Genomic DNA, 19723 nt, shown 5'->3' on the forward strand with positions numbered 1-19723 from the left:
CCCGCCGCCTTCAACAATCCGTGACGTCGGGTGCGGGCGCCGGGAACGCCTGCTGGATTTGATCGCGCCCACCCCGCTTGGCCCGGTAGAGCGCCTCGTCGGCGGCGACCAGCAGTTCAGGGCCCTCCTCGTCGGGGTAGTGGGGCGAACACACCATGCCGATGGAGATGGTGCAGCCGAAGCGCTCGTCCCGATGGTTGAAATCCAGGGAAGCGAAGTTCCGGCGGATATCCTCGAACACCCGCCAGGCGTGCTCCGCGTCGCATTCCGGCAGCACCGCGACGAACTCTTCCCCGCCATAGCGGCCGATGATGTCGGACTGGCGCAGGCGCTGCCGCAGCAGGGTCGCGATCGACATGATCACCACGTCCCCCACGGCATGCCCGTAGGTATCGTTGACCTTCTTGAAGTGGTCGATGTCGAGCATCGCCAGCGTGAGCGGTCGCCCGATCCGGCGGGCGCGCAGCACCTCCCGGTTGGCGGCCTCCTTGATGCTGGCGTGCTTGAGCAACCCGGTCAGGCTGTCCTTGTTGATCCGCTCCTCCAGCTGGCGGGCGCGCGCGATCCGCGAGCGAGCGGCCGCCACCAGTTGCAGGTCGGAGATCGGCTTGGTCAGAAAGTCGTCCGCACCCCGGCCCATGGCGTCGATCTGGCGCTCGATATCGGTTTCCGCGGACAGATACACAATCGGCAGATGGGTGTAGGCCTCGTGCTGGCGGATCACCCCCGCCAAGTCGGTGCCCGCGTATTCGGGCATGTACAGATCCATCAGCACCAGTTCCGGCCGGAACGCGGCGATCGTCTCCATGATCTCGCGCGGCGCGTCCAGCACCCAGGCCTCCATCCCGGCCGCGGTCAGTACCAGCCGCATATGCTCGGCAAGATCGGCATCATCGTCCACGATCAGCACTCGCTGCGCCGGCGCATGGCGCTCCTGGAAGATCTGCGAGATGCGGCTTACCAGGCGTGGTACATCCAGAGGTTTCAGGAAATACCCCTGCGCGCCCAGTTGTACCGCGCGCACACGCGACGGGAAGTCATCATTCGCGGAGAGGAAGATCAGCGGGCAATCCAGCGCCTGGACCGGTGGGCAGTCCACCAGCCGCTCGGTCGCATTTTCGCGACCATCTTCCAGCATCACGTCCACGAGCAGCAGATCCGGCTGCTGGTCTTCCACCGCACGCCGGAGCGCGTCGATGCCGTTGAACACCCGAACCTCGTAGTTGAAGGATTCCAGCTGCTGCTTGAGTTGACGGGCCAGTTCCGCGTCGTCCTCGACGAGCCAGATTGCCATGGCGTTGTCAACGGCACTCCGTGCATCCGGCGCCCGCCGGGCCGCCGAGCGCTCCGGGCTTTCGGACACCGTGCGCGCGAGGGCCGCCAGCTCGTCCGCCAGGGACCGCCGGGTCGGCGCATCCAGCGACAATTCCCGCGCCTGCAGCCAGCCCCCGATTCGCTGCTCCAGCGCACGGGCTGCCGTGCTCAGCGACGCGCAGCCGAAGCTCCCCCCGGACCCCGCCAGTTTGTGCAGACGCTGCTGCAGCTCGTCGAGCACCTCGCGATCCTGTTCCTGTCCGGTCAGGCTGCCCTGAAGCGTGTTCAGCCCGGCCAGCTCCTCCGGAAGCCGCTCCAGGTACCGGGCACGCAGCTGTTCCAGACGGGCCTGAAGGGCCTGCTCGGTGGTATCCGGCGTCATGCCGCCCCCTGCCATATCCGCCGCACCTCATCGGAGAGCGTCATGGGGTCGAACGGCTTGGCAATCACGTCACGCGCCCCCAGTGACTTGTAGTGTTCGATCTCGGAGGGCTGCACCTTGGCGGTCATGAAGGCCACCGGCACCCCGGCCAGCGCCGGAATCCCGCGCAGGGCCTCCAGGGTCGTGGGACCATCCATCCCGGGCATCATCACATCCAGCAGGATCAGGTCCGGTGCAAAGGCCTCGGCATCGCGTACAGCCTCCTCGCCCGAAGCACAGGTCTTCACGGTGTAACCACCCACCGTCTCCAGGGCCAGTTCGGCAACCGCCTGAATATCCGGCTCGTCTTCGACATAGAGAATGCGTTGCAACTCGGACACTTTCTACTCCCCTGGGGTGAACCGCTACGGGCCCGTGGCGTAACGGCCGGCGGCAGACCCTGGTTCTGAACCGGATGGATTGACATTCGCGTCGCGGGCAAGCGGCAACTCGACCCAGAACGTCGCTCCCGCGCCCTCCACGGAGTCAAAGCCTATACGCCCGCCCATATGCTCTACCAGTTCCCGGCTAATCGCGAGGCCAAGCCCCGTCCCGCCCTTCGCTCGGCTGTCGGAGGCATCCGCCTGCGCGAATTTCCCGAAGATGCGCTCGCGAAAATCGTCCGGAACACCCGGCCCGTCATCCGCCACACTGACCCGGACGCCTTCGGTCGGCGCGCTCACTGACTGCGCCGACACCCGCACGGTCCCGCCCGGGGGCGAGAACTTCACCGCGTTCGACAGCAGATTGGCGATCACCTGCAGCAGGCGCTGGTCATCCACCCGAACCGCGCCCCCGGACGCGTCACCATCGAGCACCAGTTTAACGTCGTGCTGCGCACCATGGCCCCGATGACTCTCGAGCGCCTGCTCGAGCAGCGGCTGGAGCGGCTGTGCGCGCATCTCGAAGTGCAGCTTGCCCGCCGCGATCTTCTCCATATCGAGAAGATCGTTGATCAACAGCGTCAGACGCTGGCTGTTGCGCTGGGCAATCGTCACCATTTCGTTTGCTTTTCCCGACAGTTCGCCGAGGGCGCCGCTGGCCAGCATACCCAGCGACCCCGAAATCGATGTCAGGGGGGTACGCAGTTCATGGCTGACGGTGGAGACAAATTCGTTCTTCATGCGCTCCACCCGCTTGCGTTCGGTGATGTCACGCACCATACCGACATAAAGGGGCTCGCCGTGTTGCGTGACCTCCGATACGGCGAGTTCCATCGGGAACACGGTCCCATCCTTGCGGCGCCCCTGCAGTTCCCTGGTGGTGTCAATCACCCGCCGGTTCCCCGTGGCCTGGTAATTACGCAGGTAAGAGTCATGACGCTCATGATCAGACTCGGGCATCAACACGCTCACATTGCGTCCGACAACCTCAAGGGGCGCATAGCCGAAGATTCGACTTGCACCCGGGTTGAACGACTGGATCAACCCATCGCGATCGATCGTGATGATCCCGTCCACGATGTTATCGATAATCGTCTGGGTACGAAGCGCCTGCTCCGCCAGGGCCCGCTCCGCCTCCATACGCTCGGTAACGTCTTCATTCACGCCAATCGCCCGCACGACAACACCTGCCGCATCGGTTACCGCCTGTGCCATAACGCGAATATGACGTATCGCCCCATCGCCCCGACGAATTCGGAACGTGAACTCGCGGGGTGTCCCGGGACGGGTAAGGATCGTTTCGAGGCTGGCTTCTGCGTGCCCCATGTCTTCGGGCAGCAATGCGCGCCTCCAGTCATCGGCATGGTGACCGAAATCGCGGGGTAACACGCCGTAAAGACGGAACATTCCGGAATCCCAGTCAAGTCGTCCAGTGGTGAGGTTCAAATCCCACACACCCAGATGCGCCGCCTCGGTGGCCAGCGTCAACTGCTGGGTGGCGTCCCGGAAACGTTTTTCGCTCTCGCGCAGGGCCTGTTCGGCCGCCTTGCGCTCGGTGATGTCCTCGGCGATACCCAGGTAGCCGTTGATATTTCCCTTTTTGTCGGTCTGGGGTGTCACCGTCAGGGAAACAGGGATGCGCACGCCGTCCTTGCGCACAAAGGTCCACTCCCGGGTTTCTGCACCGTCGCGATCCGCGACCTCGGTAAAGACCCGGAAGCCTTCGATCGGCCGTTCACTGGCGGCGCTCAGTTGCGCCACGCGCGCGGCGATTTCCTCGGGCACATGGAACAGGGCGGGTGACTGCTTGCCAACCATTTCGTCGGCAGCATAGCCCGTCATCTTCTCCGCACCCGGATTGAACAGGGTGATCAGACCATCGCGGTCGGTCACCACAATGGCGAATTCCGACGCGGCCGCCAGAACCGCCTGCAACTGATCGGCTGTCTGCGCAAGCTCCGAGGTGCGCGCGCGCACCTCGGACTCGAGTTCACTACGTGCCTGTGCCTGCTGGCGGAAACTGGCCACCAGCTGCCGCGACATCTCCCGCAGGGTCCCGGCCAGGCCGTCGTATTCGAGAATCCGGCTTTCCGGCAGTACCGGCGAACGCCCCGCGGCAATGTCCGAACTCAGTCCTGCACTGACCGCATCCAGCTTGCGCAATGGACGGCTGATGGCATAACTCAAGGCGGCCGAGACCAGGATGGCCAGGGCCACGATTATCGTCAGCAGAGCAAACAGCTCGACGCGCTGCTGCTCCAGCGCCCGGACCACCGGCGCCGCCGGCATCTCCGCATACACCTGCCCGACATCCGGCACTGGGCCCACCGGCGCGTCAACGAAGTAGGAACCCTGTCCCCAGCGACCCACGGCCGACATCGAACCGCCCGGCAACCAGATCGAAAGCTCCCGATCCCGGGGCTCCACCTGGCCGTCCGACGCCTCCAGCACGCTGCGGACGTCGCCCCGACTGGCCAGCACCCGACCTTCCGGGGACACAATCGCAAGTCCCAGGTCCTCGCGCGTCTGCACCCGCCCCAGATGGTAGTCATAGCGGACCCGTCCCTCGCGGTAATCGGTTGCGAGCCGCTCGGACAGATTCTCGGCGCGTTCCTGCAGGCGCTCGACCATGAAGGCCTCGTGCCCGTCGCGCTGCTGATAGCCCTCGTGCAGGATAGGGACCAGGCCCGCCAGCAGGGTGACCGGCAGCATCGCGTGGAACAACAGACTCGCGAGCGACGGCCTGCCCAGCCGGGAGGCCTGCGCGCCGCGACCCGACAACCGCCACAGCATCACCAGCAAGCTGGCGATCAGTGTGTTGAACAGCGCATTCACCGCCTGCTTCAGGGCGATCATGGTGGTGGGTTCCCAGTCCATCCCGATCAGGCCGCGATAGGACAGCAATACCAGTGGAACGCCGATCACCAGCCAGTACAGCAGGTCCGCCACAACCACATTGTGCAGCCAGCGCCGGTAAACGAGGCCCACCACCAACGCCTCGATCACAAACACCACCATCGGATACGGAACGCCCCACAGGACCAGGGTGTAGAGCCCCCCGGCGATCGCGACAATCACCGCTGGCAGCGTCCCCAGCAGCAGCACCGCGAGCATCACAGCGATCGAACCGAAGATGAAGTCCAGACCGAACAGCAGCGGCAGATGGAAGTAATTGCCGGCCACCGCCAGCAGGGCCAGCGCCAACGTCGCAAGCCCACGGCCCACCGGCTCTGACCACAAAGGCCTCATCCGCGGGCCTCATCAAGGTGGCATCCCAGCTCGAACCAGAAGGTCGCCCCCTCGTCAGGGACGGAGTCGAACCCGACCTCGCCGTCCATGCGCTCCACCAGTTCCCGGGTAATCGCGAGCCCCAGACCACTGCCGCCCTTCTGGCGGCTGTCGGAGGCATCGGCCTGGGAAAACTTCTGGAAGATGCGTTCGCGGAACGCCTCCGGAATCCCCGGGCCGTGATCGCTCACCGAGACACGCACCCGCTCCCCGTCCCGCTCCACCGCCAGCCTCACCTCGCTGCCCTCCGGCGAGAACTTGGCCGCATTGGAGAGGAGATTGGCCAGTACCTGCTGCAGACGGTCGGCGTCCACCACCACCCGGGCCCCATCGTCCTCCGCGTCCAGCACCAGGCGCACCTGGTAACGCTCGGCATATCCCTGGTTGTCGCGCACGCCTTGCTCCAGCAACGGGAACAGCGGCTGCTCGCGCCTCTCGAAGCGCATCTTGCCGGCCACCAGCTTTTCCATGTCCAGCAGATCGTTGATCAGCAGTTCCAGGCGCTTGCTGTTCTTGTGAGCGATCTCCAGCATCGCCTGCATCCGCTCCGGCAACGCCCCTGCCGCTCCACCCGTCACAAGGCCCAGGGAACCGGAGATCGAGGTGAGCGGCGTGCGCAACTCATGGCTGACCGTGGAGATGAACTCGTTTTTCATGCGCTCGATGCGCTTGCGCTCCGAGATATCCTCGATGATCGACCAGATCAGTTTGCGCCCGGTGTTGTCGTGGACCACCATCCCGTTGAGGACCACCGGATAGCGGCTGCCATCCTTGCGGATGTATTCCTTTTCGAACGGGCCGTAACGACCGGTCGCCTCCATGCGCTCCAATTGCTGGCGCTCCATTGGCTCGTACTCCCGCGGGGTGACGTCCCAGTAGCTCAGGGCAATAAATTCCTCGCGGGTATAACCGGTCGGGTGCAACAGGGCTTGGTTGAGGTCCACGAAGGCCCCGGTCGCGTAATCGTTCAGGGCAATGCCGACCGGCGATAGCTCGAACAACCCGCGCAGACGGGTCTCGCTGAGTCTCAGCGCGCGCGCCGCCGCGTCGCGTTCGATCGCCGAACCGATCCAGCGCGCCAGCAGACGCACGAACATGCGCTCGCCATCACTGAACCCAACCGGACGCGGCTGCACCGACGAGAAATTCAGGGTGCCATAGCGTTCACCCTGCACCTCCACAATCACGCCAATGTAGGCCTCCAGCCCGAATTGCTCGTAACACGGATGCCCACGATGCCCGGAGGCCGCCATGTGGTCGATGGCCACCAGTTCCCCTTTTGCGAAGATCAGGTCGCAATAGGTCCTGCTCCGGGAAAAGTGCTGTCCAGGCTCCAGAGCGGTACCGGGAGGTGCGACACAGGCGTGCACCTCGTAATCGTCACCCCGGATGCGGCTGACGATACCCAGTTCCAGCCCAAGGAAATCCGTTCCCAGCTGCAATGCCCGCTCGAGCTGTTCGCCGAGCCCCAGCGTGGTCATCGACGCGATGTCGTTGAGGGCCGCAAAGGCCTCCAGCTGGCGCTGGCGCTGCTCGCGGTTTTCCCGATCCCGGGTCACATCCAGGATGAAGCCATCGAGATAACACACCCGCCCCGCGTCGTCGCGAACCGCCGAGCCGCGCTCCTGGGCCCAGCGGATACCGCCGTCACGATGCCGGATCCGGTATTCGACGACCCAGTCGGTCCCGGCCCGCAGCGCCTGCTCGACCGCCCCCTTCACCGCTGCCAGGTCGTCGCCATGGATCACGCTGGCGTAGCTACGAACAGCGTTGTCGATGAACTCACTCGCGGGATAGCCTGACAGCGGGTCCACCTGGTCGCTCATGTAGAGCATGGTCCAGTCGTCGTCCGGCAGGCAGCGATAGGTAATGCCGGGGATATTGTCGACCAGCGAGCGAAACTGTTGCTCGCTTTCGCGAATGCGCTCCGCGTCCTCCTTTTCTCGGGTCACATCGGACTCGATCGCCATGAAGCCCTGCAACCTGCCGTGCTCGTCGCGCAACGGATTGCCCTGGATGCGAACCCAGTACGGTCGGTTATCCCGATGGTAGTTCAGCATGTCGACCTGAAAGGGATCGCCCCGCGCCACTGCCGCCCCGATCCGCGCCGCTACCTGCGGATCCGTCCCCTCGCCCTGCAGCAGATTGCCCGGCTTGCGCCCGCGCAGTTCGTCCTGGGTGTAACCGCTCAGCCGCGTAAAACCGTCATTGACCCATTCGACCCGGCCCTCGGCATCGGTGATGATCACGCCATTGGTGGCCTCGCTGGCCACCCGCGACAGCCGCGCCAGCTCTTCCTGGTCGGCGCGGTGCCGGCGCCGGATGCGGGCCGCATCGGTCAACTGCCCCAGAGTGACCAGCAGCGGCTGCAGAAACGCCACCAGGCTCTGGTCGTAGCCACCGGGGCGGTTGGCAATCCCCAGCATGGCGACCCGCTCGCCGCCATGCTCGATCGGGATGCCGAGAAAGGCCTCGAGCGGCGGATGTCCCTCGGGCAGCCCCCCGCTGCGCCGGTCGCGGGCGGGGTCGTTGGCGATCACCGGCCCGCCGCTGGTGAGGGCTGCACCGAACAGGGTCTCCAGGTTGTGGAACTCCATCCCCCGGGGCGCATTGGCCGCGTAGAAGGCCCGGGTCGCATCATCCCAGGCGATATTGCTGATGGCATAGGTTTTGAGATAAGGAAGCCCTTCCGGGTGGTACAGCACTTCCCCGATAAAGCCGTATTCGCTGTGGGTCAGCTCGAGGATGTCCGCAAGCAGTCCGTCGAAGGCCTGCCTGCGGTCCTCGTCGGTATCACGAATGAACTCCGACTGGGCACGGGTGATGACGTCGCCGAGCCGCCGCAGGTCGCCGAGGGCATCGCTTAGCGCCTGCTGTTCAGTGGAGTCGATTTCCGCCTCGACCGCATCGGCGAGGTCACGCAGGGATCGGCGCTCGTCCTCGCTCAACTGCCGCGGCTGGCCGTCAATCAGGCAAAGGGTGCCCACGCGGTAACCATCAGAGGTGACAAGCGGCGCGCCGGCATAGAACCGGATCTGCGGCTCCCCGGTAACCAGCGGGTTGTCGGCAAACCGGGAGTCCGCGCGCGCGTCGCGGATTTCGAGGATATCGTCCCCGAGAATCGCGTGACCGCAAAAGGAGATGTCACGCCCGGTCTCCGGGGCCTCGAGCCCCTGCCGGGACTTGAACCACTGCCGGTCCTCGTCGACCAGCGAAACCAACGCGATCGACACCCCGAACATCCGCCTGGCCAGACGCGTGAGTCGATCAAACCGCTCCTCGTCCGGGGTATCCAGGAGCCCCTTTGCCCACAGCGCTCGCAACCGTTCCTGTTCGTTTCCGGGGCGGGGAGGCGTTTTCAACCGGGTTTTCCGTGGTTAGGGGTCGATAGACCACGATACTGCCACGTCTCACCCCCCATCCCAACAGGTGTAATGTGCCACCCTACTGGGTACTTCCAGGGAAACACTGCATTCGTGTCCAGGCGGATGTTTACTCCCACTCGATGGTGGCGGGGGGCTTGCCGGAGGTGTCGTAGGTGACGCGCGAGATGCCGGGGATCTTGTTGATGGTGCGGCGCGAGACGTGGTCGAGGAAGTCATACGGCAGGTGCGCCCAGCGCGCGGTCATGAAGTCGATGGTCTCGACGCACGCAGTGCGACCACGTAGTCGTAGCGTGGGCCATCGCCTATCACGCCCACCGACTTCACCGGCAGGAAGACCGCAAAGGCCTGCAAGGTCTTGTCGTACAGGTCCGCCTTGCGGAGCCCCCCTGATGAAGGTCGCATCGGCCCGGCGCAGCAGGTCAGCGTATGCCTTCTTGACCTCGCCGCGGATGCGCACGCCCAGGCCCGGCCCGGGGAACCGGTGGCGATAAACCCTCCCGGTGGGCAGACCTAGCACCACAGGGCCATCGCCACCCAGCTCGCGGACCCGCTCGGCCATGTCACGGCCACTGATAGACGCCGCGGTTGAGCGCATCACGAATGGCCGAGATCAGCTTGTTGCCTCTCAGCGTCGCGCCGGTAAAGGCGTCAATGTCGTCCACCACCTCCTCCGGCGCGTAGAGATCGAATAGGGCCGATAGCGGCCGCCCTTCGAGGTAATCGATGGCCTGACGGTGCTGGCGCATCACGGCATGAAGTTCCTCGTGCTCCTCAAGCGCCAGATAATCCACTCCCTGGTAGCTCAGGTACCGGAACCGGACGTTGTGGAAATGATGGTCCCGCAGATCGAACTGGATATTGACCTGCATCGCGCCCCGGTCCGAAAACACGCCTCGATAGCGCCCGTCCAGGTACGTCCCGGGCGACAGGCCGAGCAGCACCCGGCCCGGCGGATGGGTGGCGGGTTCCCGCGTGGGCGCTGAAGCCTCGGGCCGTGCCTGGGGTGCCGGTGCATCGGCCAGTTGCCCTACCCGGTACTGTTCCAGCATGACGGCGGCCCTGGGGCTGTGCGGACGCCCGGGCGTCTTGTTGTACCAGCCTTCGGTGGCATCACGGCCGCACCACTCCAGTATCACGTCCTCGGAGGTGGGGTGACGCGGAATATAGTCCGTCACTTCGTACACCTGGCCATCAATGGCCTTCCAGCAGCTCTCGGCACTGTCGTGGGCCGCGAGTTCGGGTTCCGTCACCAGGCGCTGATCGTCGTGGGTCTCGCGGGTCTCCGCGACCAGCGCGCTGACGGCCCAAAGGGTGACGATCACGGTGCAGAAGGCCACGAACGCGGTGTAGGCAATCTTGTTCACGGTCATAGGAAATCAAACGCCTCCGTATGAATGCGGCCCCTGGGTACACCGGCGCGGCTTAGCAGACCCATCAGGTGCTGCACCATGCCGGGCGGCCCGCAGATGTAGATCTCCCGTTCCACCAGGTCCGGGCAATGGGCGCGGATGAACGCTTCGTCCACGGGGCCGCGATCCTGGAAATAATGGATCTGTGCATCGAAATGCGGGTGCCCCTGCGCGATCTCCCGAAGCTCGTCCATGTAATAGGCGCGGTCCGGTCGATTGGCCAGGTAGATCAGGGTGACCTCCGGCCCGGCCCCGGGCTCCCGCTGGAGGGCCCGGGCGCCGGACACGAAGGGCGTAATGCCGATGCCGCCACCGAACCAGAGCTGCCTGCGTTGCGGCTCGCATCGCTCGAAGAACTGCCCGTAGGGGCCCTCGATCTGCACGGCGGTTCCCGGTGTCACCGTCTGCAATGCCCGGCTGGCGTCGCCCAGGGCCTTGATGCCCACCCGGACAACGTCCTCGCCTGGCGCCGAAGAGATGGTGTAGGGGTGCTCTTCTCCCCGGCCGGCTTCCAGGCCCGGGTCGTGGGGGGTGAGGTACATGAACTGTCCCGCGGCATGAGACATGGCCCGGCCCCTCGGGGCGAGGGTGATCTCCACCACGTTGGACGCAAGGGCGGTCACGGCATCGACGGTATAATCATGGCGCCCCAGCCGGGGCGACAGCACCTTGCGCCAGAGCACTGCGGCAACCGCCAGGGCCGCGAGCCCCCACCAGAGCAGCGCATGCTCCACCAGCATGACCGCGTGCGCGAACGCCAGCAGGAACGCGGGCACCGACAACAGGTGCAGACGCTTCCAGCGCTGGTAATGCGGCCTGCCGAAAAACTGAAAGGTGGGCGCGAGAAAGATCAGCATCAGCGCCAGTGCGCCCCAACCGATGCATACCGCCCCGTGTTCAAGGGGCGGAAAGATCACCTGTACGGCCGCTTCCGGAGAAATGGGCAGCGCCCCGAAGGCCAGCCACACCACGTGCAGCATGATCAGGATGAAGGCCGCGAAACCCAGTATCCGGTGCAGGGTCCAGATGCGCGGCAAACCGCCGAACCAGCGATCCAGGCCCGGCAGGCGCACACTCAGCATTGCACCGACCAGCAGCGCGCTCAGACCCAGCACGCCGGCCAGGTGACCGAGCGCCGAGAGCACCTCGGCCGCGCCGGCGCCCGGCCGCGGCCACCAACGCGGCCACGCCACCAGTACCGGCAGCAGCAGCAACACCACGACAATCCAGTCACCCGCTCTGATGCGTCTGAACATGGGATCCGTTTATTCCAGGAAGTCCACCTCGGCACAGTCTAGGTAACCGCCGATCAATGTACACGCTCGCGTTAGTGCACCGTGTCTTCCGAGGCAAGGCGTAGCCCCACGGCCGGTAGTCGTGCTACCGGCCGTGGGCTAAGCAGGATCCTGAAGCCTCCGCTATGACGCCGGTCAGCACCCGCCATTGCGAGTCTTTCCAGTCACTCCCACTCGATGGTGGCGGGGGGCTTGCCGGAGATGTCGTAGGTGACGCGGGAGATGCCGGGGATCTCGTTGATGATCCGCCGCGAGACGTGGTCGAGGAACTCGTACGGCAGGTGCGCCCAGCGCGCGGTCATGAAGTCGATGGTCTCCACCGCGCGCAGGGCCACCACGTAGTCGTAGCGCCGGCCGTCGCCCATCACCCCCACCGACTTCACCGGCAGGAAGACCGCGAACGCCTGCGAGGTCTTGTCATAGAGATCGGCCTTGCGCAGCTCCTCGATGAAGATCGCGTCGGCGCGGCGCAGCAGGTCGGCGTATTCCTTCTTCACCTCGCCGAGGATGCGCACGCCCAGGCCCGGCCCGGGGAACGGATGGCGATAGACCATCTCGGTGGGCAGGCCCAGCTCGACACCGATCTTGCGCACCTCGTCCTTGAACAGCTCACGCAGCGGCTCGACCAGCCCCAGCTTCATGTTCTCCGGCAGGCCGCCCACGTTGTGGTGCGACTTGATCACGTGGGCCTTGCCGGTCTTGGAGTCGGCCGACTCGATCACGTCCGGGTAAATCGTGCCCTGGGCCAGCCACTGCACGTTGTCGAGCTTTGCAGCCTGTTCGTCGAACACGTCGATGAACAACCCGCCGATGATCTTGCGCTTGGCCTCCGGGTCCTGGATGCCCGCCAGGGCGCTCATGAAGCGCTCCTCGGCATCCACACGGATCACCTGCACACCCATGTGGCGAGCGAAGGTCGCCATGACCTGGTCACCCTCGCCCTCGCGCAGCAGCCCGGTATCCACGAACACGCAGGTCAGCTGGTCGCCGATCGCCTTGTGCAGCAGCGCGCCCACCACCGAGGAGTCCACCCCGCCGGACAGGCCCAGTACCACGTGATCGTCGCCGACCTGCTCGCGCACCCGCGCGGCCATGTCGTCGATGATGTTGTCGGCCGTCCACAACGCCGCGCAGCCGCAGATATCGTGCAGGAAGCGCTCGATGATGCGCTGGCCCTGGGTGGTGTGGGTCACCTCGGGGTGGAACTGCACGCCATAGAAGCCGCGATCCGGATCGGCCATGCCGGCGATCGGTGCGGAATCGGTGGAGGCCATCAAGCGGAAGCCCTGCGGCAGCTCGGTCACGTGGTCGCCGTGCGACATCCACACGTCCAGCAGACCATAGCCCTCCGGCGTAGTGTGATCCTCGATGTCACGCAACAGCGGCGTATGGCCACGGGCGCGCACCTGGGCATAGCCAAACTCGCGACGCTCCGACGGCTCGACCCGACCACCCAACTGCGCGGCCATGGTCTGCATGCCGTAGCAGATGCCCAGTACCGGAACCCCCAGCTCGAACACCGCGTCCTCGGCGCGCGGGGGCTGGTCGACATTCACCGACTCGGGGCCGCCGGAGAGGATGATCGCAGTGGGATTGAACGCCCGGATGTCGGCCGCCGGCATGTCCCAGGCATGCACCTCGGAGTAGACCCTGGCCTCGCGCACGCGGCGGGCGATCAGCTGGGTGTACTGGGAACCGAAGTCCAGCACCAGAATGCGGTGGGCGTGAAGATCCTGGGTCATGAGGTCATCCGGTATCCCGGCCTGCGGGCCGGGAGTATGTCAGGTAGGGATACCCGGCCATCGTGGCCGGGTCAGTCCATGCGGTAGTTCGGGGCTTCCTTGGTGATCGCCACGTCGTGCACATGGCTCTCGCGCATGCCGGCGGCGGTCACGCGGACGAAATGCGGCTTGGTCCGCATCTCTTCGATGTTGTGTGCGCCGACATAGCCCATGGACGAGCGCAGCCCGCCCATCAGCTGGTAGATGATGGCGACGATCGAGCCCTTGTACGGCACCCGGCCCTCGATCCCCTCGGGCACGAACTTGTCGGCCGAGCTGTTCGGATCCTGGAAGTAGCGATCCGAGGAGCCCTGCTGCATCGCGCCCAAAGAGCCCATGCCGCGATAGATCTTGTAGGAGCGGCCCTGGTACAACTCGACCTCGCCCGGGGCCTCTTCGGTCCCGGCGAACATCGAGCCCAGCATCACGCAATCGGCGCCCGCGGCGATCGCCTTGGCCAGGTCCCCGGAAAAGCGCACGCCCCCGTCGGCGATCATCGGCACACCCGTGCCCTTCAGCGCCTCGGACACATCGGAGATCGCCGTGATCTGCGGCACGCCCACGCCGGCCACGATGCGGGTGGTGCAGATCGAGCCCGGCCCGATTCCGACCTTCACGCCGTCGGCCCCGGCCGCGACCAGCGCCTTGGCAGCATCGGCGGTGGCGATGTTGCCACCGATCACCTGCACGTCCGGGTAGTGCTTCTTTACCCAGGCGACGCGATCCAGCACGCCCTGGGAATGCCCGTGCGCGGTATCCACCACCAGCACGTCCACCCCGGCCTCGACCAGCGCGGCCACGCGCTCATCGGTGCCCTCACCCACACCCACCGCGGCACCCACGCGCAGACGGCCCCGCTCGTCCTTGGAGGCATGCGGGTGCTCGGTGGACTTCTGGATGTCCTTGACCGTGATCATCCCGCGTAGCTGGAAGTCGTCGTTGACGACCAGCACCTTTTCGATCCGGTGCTTGTGCAGCAGCTCCAGCACCAGCTCGCGGTCGGCCCCCTCGGGCACGGTAACCAGGCGCTCGCGCGGGGTCATGATCTCCGAGACCGGGGCGTTCATGCGGGTCTCGAAGCGCAGATCGCGGGAGGTCACGATACCCATCAGGTCGTTGCCGGAAACGATCGGCACGCCGGAGATGTGATTGGCGTCGGTCAGCGCAACCACGTCGCCGATGCTCGCATCCGGGCCGATGGTGATCGGCTCGCTGATCACACCGCTTTCGTATTTCTTGACCTGCCGGACCTCGGCGGCCTGGGCCTCCGCCGACATGTTCTTGTGCACGATCCCGAGCCCGCCCTCCTGGGCCATCGCGATCGCCAGGTTGGCCTCGGTGACCGTGTCCATCGCGGCCGACACCACCGGGGCGGACAGCGTGATCTCGCGGGTAATCCGGGTACTCAGGTCGACATCACGCGGAACGACATTCGAATGCCCCGGGATCAGCAGTACATCATCAAAGGTAAGGGCTTCACCGAGTATCCGCATGCACCACTCCAGGCCAGGCCCGCCGGGACGCAAGGGGGAAAATCCCGGGGGCGGATAAATAGCCGTTCAGTATAGAATTCGGGCCCTTCCGGGACAAGCACAGACACACATGCAAGGGCCGTGCGCAGACGCCCGGACAGCACCCTGATAGGATGCGAATCCATCCCGAGCCCCCTGCCAGGCGAGACCCATGCCCGAGCGCGCGCCTACGGCCCGCATCACCCGACGCACCGCGCTGGCCCTGTTGCTGGCCCCCGGCCTCGGCCTGGCCACTGCGTCCAGCGCTCGCGCCGACTGGTGGCGCTTCGGTCAGGACATGTTCCGCTCGCTGATCACCCGGCCACCGGAATTCGCCGGGTTGTCGACCGCCGAGCTGATCGAGGCGGTGCACGAGGCCCTGGTCATCGCGACCCACGCCGCCTCCGAGACCCTCAGCCGGCGCAACGGCTTCTACGGCAACCCGGACGTGCGCATCCCCCTGCCCGAGGTGCTCGCCACCACACGGCGATCGCTGGGCCGACTCGGCATGGCCGCGCCGCTGGACACCCTGGAGGAGCGCATGAACCGCGCGGCCGAGGATGCGGTATGGCAGGCCCGGGAACCCTTCATCCGGGCGATCTTCGCGCTCGATCTCGACGATGCCCGCGGCATCCTGCTGGGGCCCGAGGACGCCGCCACCCGCCATCTGGAAACACAGATGCGGCCGCGCCTGACTGAGGCCATGCGTCCCGCGATCGAGCACAGCCTGGACGCCGTGGAGGCCATGACGACCCACCGCGAGCTGGAGTCGCGGATGCGCGACATCCCGTTTCTGGCAAACGTCCGCCTGGACCTGGCCGAGCATGTGCTGGAGCACACCATGGACGGCCTGTTCCACGCCCTCGCGGAAGAAGAGGCCCGCCTGCGGGTCGACCCCGTCGGGCGCGGCACCGATGTCTTCCAGCGCGTCTTCACCCGTCTGTAACCATCGAGCCCCTCATGAGCGACGCCCCCGTCTTTTCCGTAACCGAGCTCAACCAGTGTGCCGACGGCCTGCTACGTGACGGGCTTGGCCTCGTGCGCGTGGAGGGCGAGGTATCGAACCTGCGTCAATACGCATCCGGGCACCAGTACTTTTCGCTGAAGGACGAGAACGCCTCGGTGAGCTGCGTGCTGTTCCGCGGACGCTCCCGCCAGGCCGCCCGCTTTGCCGACGGCGACGCCGTACAGATCCAGGGGCGTGCCGGAATCTACGGCGCCCGCGGGCAGTTCCAGCTGATCGTCGAGGCCCTGCAACCGGCCGGCGAGGGCCGCCTGCTGGCCGCCTTCCAGCGCCTGAAGGAAAAGCTCGCCGCCGAGGGCCTGTTCGACGCCGAGCGCAAGCAGCCACTGCCCGCCTGGACCCACCGCCTGGGCGTGATCACCTCCACCCAGGGCGATGTGCGCCACGACATCGAACGCACCCTGGCGCGGCGCTTCCCGCTGTTGCTACCGGTCACGCTTTACCCCACCGCGGTGCAGGGTGCCCAGGCCGCCGGCCAGATTGTCGCGGCCCTGGAACAGGCTGCGGCCGAGGGCCGGGTCGACGTGCTCATCCTCGCCCGCGGCGGCGGCTCCCTGGAAGATCTGCAGGCCTTTAACGAGGAGAGCGTCGCGCGCGCCATCGCCGCCTGCCCGATCCCGGTGGTCAGCGGCGTGGGGCACGAGACCGACACCACCATCGCCGATTTCGTCGCCGACCTGCGCGCCTCCACGCCCACCGCCGCGGCGGAGGCTGTCAGCCCGGATGCCGCGACCCTGCGCCACCAGCTAGCGCGGGCCCGCGAACGCCTGAGCGGGCTGCTGGGCCAGCGCGTGGCGCGCCACCAGCAGACCCTGACCGCCCTGCATACGCGCCTGGAACGCCGCCACCCGCGGCAAATGCTGGAACGCGATGCCCAACGCCTGGACGACCAGCGCGAACGCCTGCAGCGCGCCTGGTCGCGCCTCGAGGAACGCGCCCGGGTGCGGTTGCAACACGCCCGGTTGCGTCTGGCCGGCGCCTCGCCCGGCACCCGCCTGGCATCCGCCCGCATGCGCCTGGATCACCTGCGCCAGCGCCTGGTGCGGGTACGCCCGGACCACGACATCCTGCAGCGGCGCGAGGCCCTCGCCCGCCTGCAACGCCAACTGCAAACGGCCACCCACCAGGCCCTCGTCGCCCGCCAGCGGCAGCTTGACGCCACCGCGCGCCAGCTGCGTTCACTGGGCCCGGAGGCAGTGCTGGAACGCGGCTACGCGATCCTGCAGACCACAGAGGGCGAAGTCCTGCGCGCCGCGGATCAGACCGCCAGCGGCGAATGCGTGCATGCACGTCTGGCGCGCGGGCGCCTGGACCTGGAAGTCACCGCCACACACGGCGACAACTGAGCCGCGGTCTCCCGGCCTTTAACCACCGACGGCACACAGACAATCGCGTGTAACAGGAAGACGGGAATCGCGCGAAGGGGTAAGAAGGAAGTGGGTAGCCTGGGGTCAGCACCTGCAAGGCCATCCCGGCCGCAGCGCGGCGGAGAGCCGGGATGGCCTCCGTCACGCACACCCCCACCAACGTGCCCGCCCCCACCGCCGGGAACCCGGATACCTGGTCAGCACACCCCAAATCCCGTAGGAGCGTGCTTGCACGCTCCCACAGCTGTGGTTCCACAGACCCACGCAGGACAGCAGCATCCGGTGGCAGTCAGGAGAGCAGGACGAGATTGTCCCGATGGATCAGCTCCGGCTCGAGCAGGTAGCCGAGCTCGGCCTCGATGCGATCGGCACGCTGGCCGCGGATACGCTGAATCTCGCTGGCCGCGTAGTTCGTAAGCCCCCGTGCCACGGCGGTCCCGTCCGGATCCACGCAGGTCACGACCTCGCCGCGGCGAAAATCCCCCTCGACGCTGACCACACCTACCGGTAGCAGGCTGCTCCCCGATTCGCGCAGCACGCGTGCGGCCCCGGCGTCCAGCTGCAGCTGACCGCGCGAGTGCAGCTGGTCCGCCAGCCAGCGCTTGCGCGCCGCCAGCGGTTCGCGGTCCGGCTTTAGCCAGGTGCCCAGTGCTTCGCCCTTCAGTACCCGCCCCATCACCTGCGCCTCGCGTCCGGAGGCAATCACGGTATGCGTGCCGGAACGGGCCGCGCGTTCGGCAGCCAGCAGCTTGGTTGCCATGCCACCCCGGCCCAGGCGACCGAAATCGGCTGCCACATAGCGGTGAAGCCCGGCATCCGAGGCCCGGCCCTCCTGGATCAAGCGGGCATCCGCATGCTTGCGCGGATCGCGATCGAACAGGCCATCCTGGTCGGTCAGGATCAGCAGCAGGTCGGCCACCACCAGGTTGGCCACCAGCGCGGCCAGGGTATCGTTGTCGCCGAGCCGGATCTCCTCGTAGGCCACGGTGTCGTTCTCGTTGACCACCGGGATCGTGCCCATCTCGAGCAGGGCCAGCATGGTGCTGCGGGCATTCAGGTAGCGCGAGCGGTCGGCGAGGTCATCGTGGGTCAGCAGGACCTGCGCCGCATGCAGATCGTGGCTGGCGAACTCGCGCTCGTAGGCCTGAACCAGGCCCATCTGCCCGACCGCAGCGGCGGCCTGCACGTGGTGCAACTGGTGCGGGCGCTCGGTCATGCCCAGCCGACGCATGCCCTCGGCCACCGCCCCGCTGGAGACCAGGATCACCTCCAGCCCGCGCCGGCGCAGCGCCGCGATCTGGTGCGCCCAGGACTCCAGCGCCGGGCGGTCGAGCCCGGCGCCATCGGCGGTGATCAGCGCGCTGCCAATCTTGACGACGACCCGGCGAATGGCGGGGAGCGCCCGTGTGGCAGACGCTGTCACGCGGGGTCCTCCGGCTTGTCCTCCGGCGTCCCTGTCGCACCCCGCCGATCGGCCTCGGCCGCCGCCTGCGCGGCCTCCTCGACATGACGCATCACCGCCTGCAGCAGGGCGTCCACGCCCTCACCGGTCGCCGCGGAGATGGTAAACACCGGATGCGCCTCGCCCTGGTCCGCACGCACGCGCTCGCCCAGCGCCGCAAGTTCCTCGGCATCCAGCAGTTCCTTCTTGTTCAGCACAATCCAGCGCGGGAGGGCCGCCAGCTTGTCGCTGTGGTGTTCCAGTTCGGTGATCGCGGTGCGCAGGTCCACCAGGGGATCGGCCTCCGGGTCCGGCGGGGACACGTCCACCACGTGCAGCAGCAAGCGGGTGCGGGCCAGATGCTTGAGGAAACGCGTACCCAGACCCGCTCCCTCGGCCGCGCCTTCGATCAGCCCGGGGATGTCGGCGATCACGAAGCTCTGGTTGACCCCGATGCGCACCACGCCCAGTTGCGGGATCAGGGTGGTGAACGGGTAGTCGGCGATCTTCGGGCGCGCGGCCGAGGCCCGCGCCAGCAGCGTGGACTTGCCGGCATTCGGCAGGCCCAGCAAACCGACGTCGGCCAGCACCATCAGCTCCAGCGACAGCTTGCGCAGGTCGCCCGGGGTGCCCGGCTTGCTCTGACGGGGCGCCTGGTTGGTGGAGGACTTGTACCGGGTATTGCCGAGCCCGTGGAAACCACCCTGAGCGACCAGCAGACGCTGACCCTCGTGGGTCACATCACCCAGGATCTCGTCGGTCTCGGCATCGCGCACCTGAGTGCCGATCGGCACTGCGATCTCCAGATCCTCGCCGGAAGACCCCGTACGATTGCGCCCCTTGCCGTTCTCGCCACGCTCGGCATCAAACCGGCGCTGGTAGCGAAAATCGGCCAGGGTGTTAAGGCCTTCGTCGCCCACCAGCCATACGGAGCCGCCATCTCCGCCGTCACCCCCGTCGGGCCCGCCAAAGGGGATGTATTTCTCGCGGCGGAAGCTGACACAGCCATTCCCGCCGTCGCCGGCCTTTACGGTAATGGTGGCCTCGTCGATGAACTTCATTGCTTGCTTCCCGAAGTACAGAACAAAAAAAGCCCCGTCGAA

The 19723-nt window shown here is 66.5% G+C and carries 12 protein-coding genes and 1 pseudogene; 2 read left to right on the forward strand and 11 right to left on the reverse strand.

What is annotated here, in order from left to right; genetic code table 11:
* Positions 1-10: 10 nt before the first annotated feature.
* The 9 genes and pseudogenes from G333_RS0100265 to guaB form a co-directional block, all read right to left on the reverse strand.
* Positions 11-1696, reverse strand: a complete 1686-nt coding sequence (locus G333_RS0100265) for a diguanylate cyclase (RefSeq protein ID WP_019627369.1) — start codon at positions 1694-1696, stop codon at positions 11-13.
* Entirely contained in the window at positions 1693-2076 is a 384-nt protein-coding gene (locus tag G333_RS0100270) for a response regulator (RefSeq protein WP_018951320.1), read from the reverse strand. The genes G333_RS0100265 and G333_RS0100270 overlap by 4 nt, the downstream gene beginning before the upstream one ends.
* A 24-nt stretch (positions 2077-2100) precedes the next feature.
* Complete coding sequence (locus G333_RS0100275) at positions 2101-5343, reverse strand: PAS domain S-box protein (RefSeq protein WP_019627370.1); 3243 nt, start codon at positions 5341-5343, stop codon at positions 2101-2103.
* Between the two features lie 20 nt (positions 5344-5363).
* Positions 5364-8702, reverse strand: coding sequence for a PAS domain S-box protein (locus tag G333_RS0100280; RefSeq protein ID WP_081624503.1), 3339 nt, complete (start codon positions 8700-8702; stop codon positions 5364-5366).
* Between the two features lie 196 nt (positions 8703-8898).
* A pseudogene (locus G333_RS14470) lies at positions 8899-9345 on the reverse strand (GMP synthase (glutamine-hydrolyzing)); the annotation flags it as partial.
* Positions 9346-9352: 7 nt separating this feature from the next.
* Positions 9353-10162: a cytochrome b5 domain-containing protein gene (locus G333_RS0100290; RefSeq protein ID WP_018951323.1), complete on the reverse strand. Its 810-nt coding sequence runs from the start codon at positions 10160-10162 to the stop codon at positions 9353-9355.
* Positions 10159-11457, reverse strand: a complete 1299-nt coding sequence (locus G333_RS0100295; protein WP_019627372.1) for a ferric reductase-like transmembrane domain-containing protein — start codon at positions 11455-11457, stop codon at positions 10159-10161. Before G333_RS0100295 ends, G333_RS0100290 begins: the two co-directional genes overlap by 4 nt.
* A 203-nt stretch (positions 11458-11660) precedes the next feature.
* Positions 11661-13238 carry a glutamine-hydrolyzing GMP synthase gene (gene guaA, locus G333_RS0100300; protein ID WP_019562637.1) on the reverse strand — a complete coding sequence of 526 codons (1578 nt, stop codon included), beginning with the start codon at positions 13236-13238 and terminating at the stop codon, positions 11661-11663.
* 71 nt (positions 13239-13309) lie between these two features.
* On the reverse strand, positions 13310-14770 hold the full coding sequence (gene guaB, locus G333_RS0100305) for an IMP dehydrogenase (RefSeq protein ID WP_018650432.1): 1461 nt from the start codon (positions 14768-14770) through the stop codon (positions 13310-13312).
* 190 nt (positions 14771-14960) lie between these two features.
* Here guaB and G333_RS0100310 point away from each other — a divergent pair, with 190 nt between their 5' ends.
* Both G333_RS0100310 and xseA read left to right on the forward strand, forming a co-directional pair.
* A complete protein-coding gene (locus G333_RS0100310) occupies positions 14961-15734 on the forward strand; it encodes a DUF4197 domain-containing protein (protein WP_019562636.1) in 774 nt (257 codons plus the stop codon).
* 14 nt (positions 15735-15748) lie between these two features.
* Positions 15749-17158, forward strand: a complete 1410-nt coding sequence (xseA, locus tag G333_RS0100315; RefSeq protein ID WP_018951325.1) for an exodeoxyribonuclease VII large subunit — start codon at positions 15749-15751, stop codon at positions 17156-17158.
* Between the two features lie 310 nt (positions 17159-17468).
* Here the strand turns inward: xseA and proB are convergent, their stop codons facing one another.
* Positions 17469-18602, reverse strand: a complete 1134-nt coding sequence (gene proB, locus G333_RS0100320) for a glutamate 5-kinase (protein ID WP_018176510.1) — start codon at positions 18600-18602, stop codon at positions 17469-17471.
* Positions 18599-19681, reverse strand: coding sequence for an Obg family GTPase CgtA (gene cgtA, locus G333_RS0100325; RefSeq protein WP_019627373.1), 1083 nt, complete (start codon positions 19679-19681; stop codon positions 18599-18601). Before cgtA ends, proB begins: the two co-directional genes overlap by 4 nt.
* Positions 19682-19723: the final 42 nt, after the last annotated feature.

The organism is Thioalkalivibrio sp. AKL10, from assembly GCF_000381845.1.
Lineage (GTDB): Bacteria > Pseudomonadota > Gammaproteobacteria > Ectothiorhodospirales > Ectothiorhodospiraceae > Thioalkalivibrio > Thioalkalivibrio versutus.

What these genes read in the sequence shown, in the direction of transcription:
- G333_RS0100265 (WP_019627369.1), bottom strand. Translation starts at nt 1,696, where the DNA reads ATGACGCCGGATACCACCGAGCAGGCCCTTCAGGCCCGTCTGGAACAG.
- G333_RS0100290 (WP_018951323.1), bottom strand. Translation starts at nt 10,162, where the DNA reads ATGACCGTGAACAAGATTGCCTACACCGCGTTCGTGGCCTTCTGCACC.
- G333_RS0100295 (WP_019627372.1), bottom strand. Translation starts at nt 11,457, where the DNA reads ATGTTCAGACGCATCAGAGCGGGTGACTGGATTGTCGTGGTGTTGCTG.
- guaA (WP_019562637.1), bottom strand. Translation starts at nt 13,238, where the DNA reads ATGACCCAGGATCTTCACGCCCACCGCATTCTGGTGCTGGACTTCGGT.
- guaB (WP_018650432.1), bottom strand. Translation starts at nt 14,770, where the DNA reads ATGCGGATACTCGGTGAAGCCCTTACCTTTGATGATGTACTGCTGATC.
- G333_RS0100310 (WP_019562636.1), top strand. Translation starts at nt 14,961, where the DNA reads ATGCCCGAGCGCGCGCCTACGGCCCGCATCACCCGACGCACCGCGCTG.
- xseA (WP_018951325.1), top strand. Translation starts at nt 15,749, where the DNA reads ATGAGCGACGCCCCCGTCTTTTCCGTAACCGAGCTCAACCAGTGTGCC.
- cgtA (WP_019627373.1), bottom strand. Translation starts at nt 19,681, where the DNA reads ATGAAGTTCATCGACGAGGCCACCATTACCGTAAAGGCCGGCGACGGC.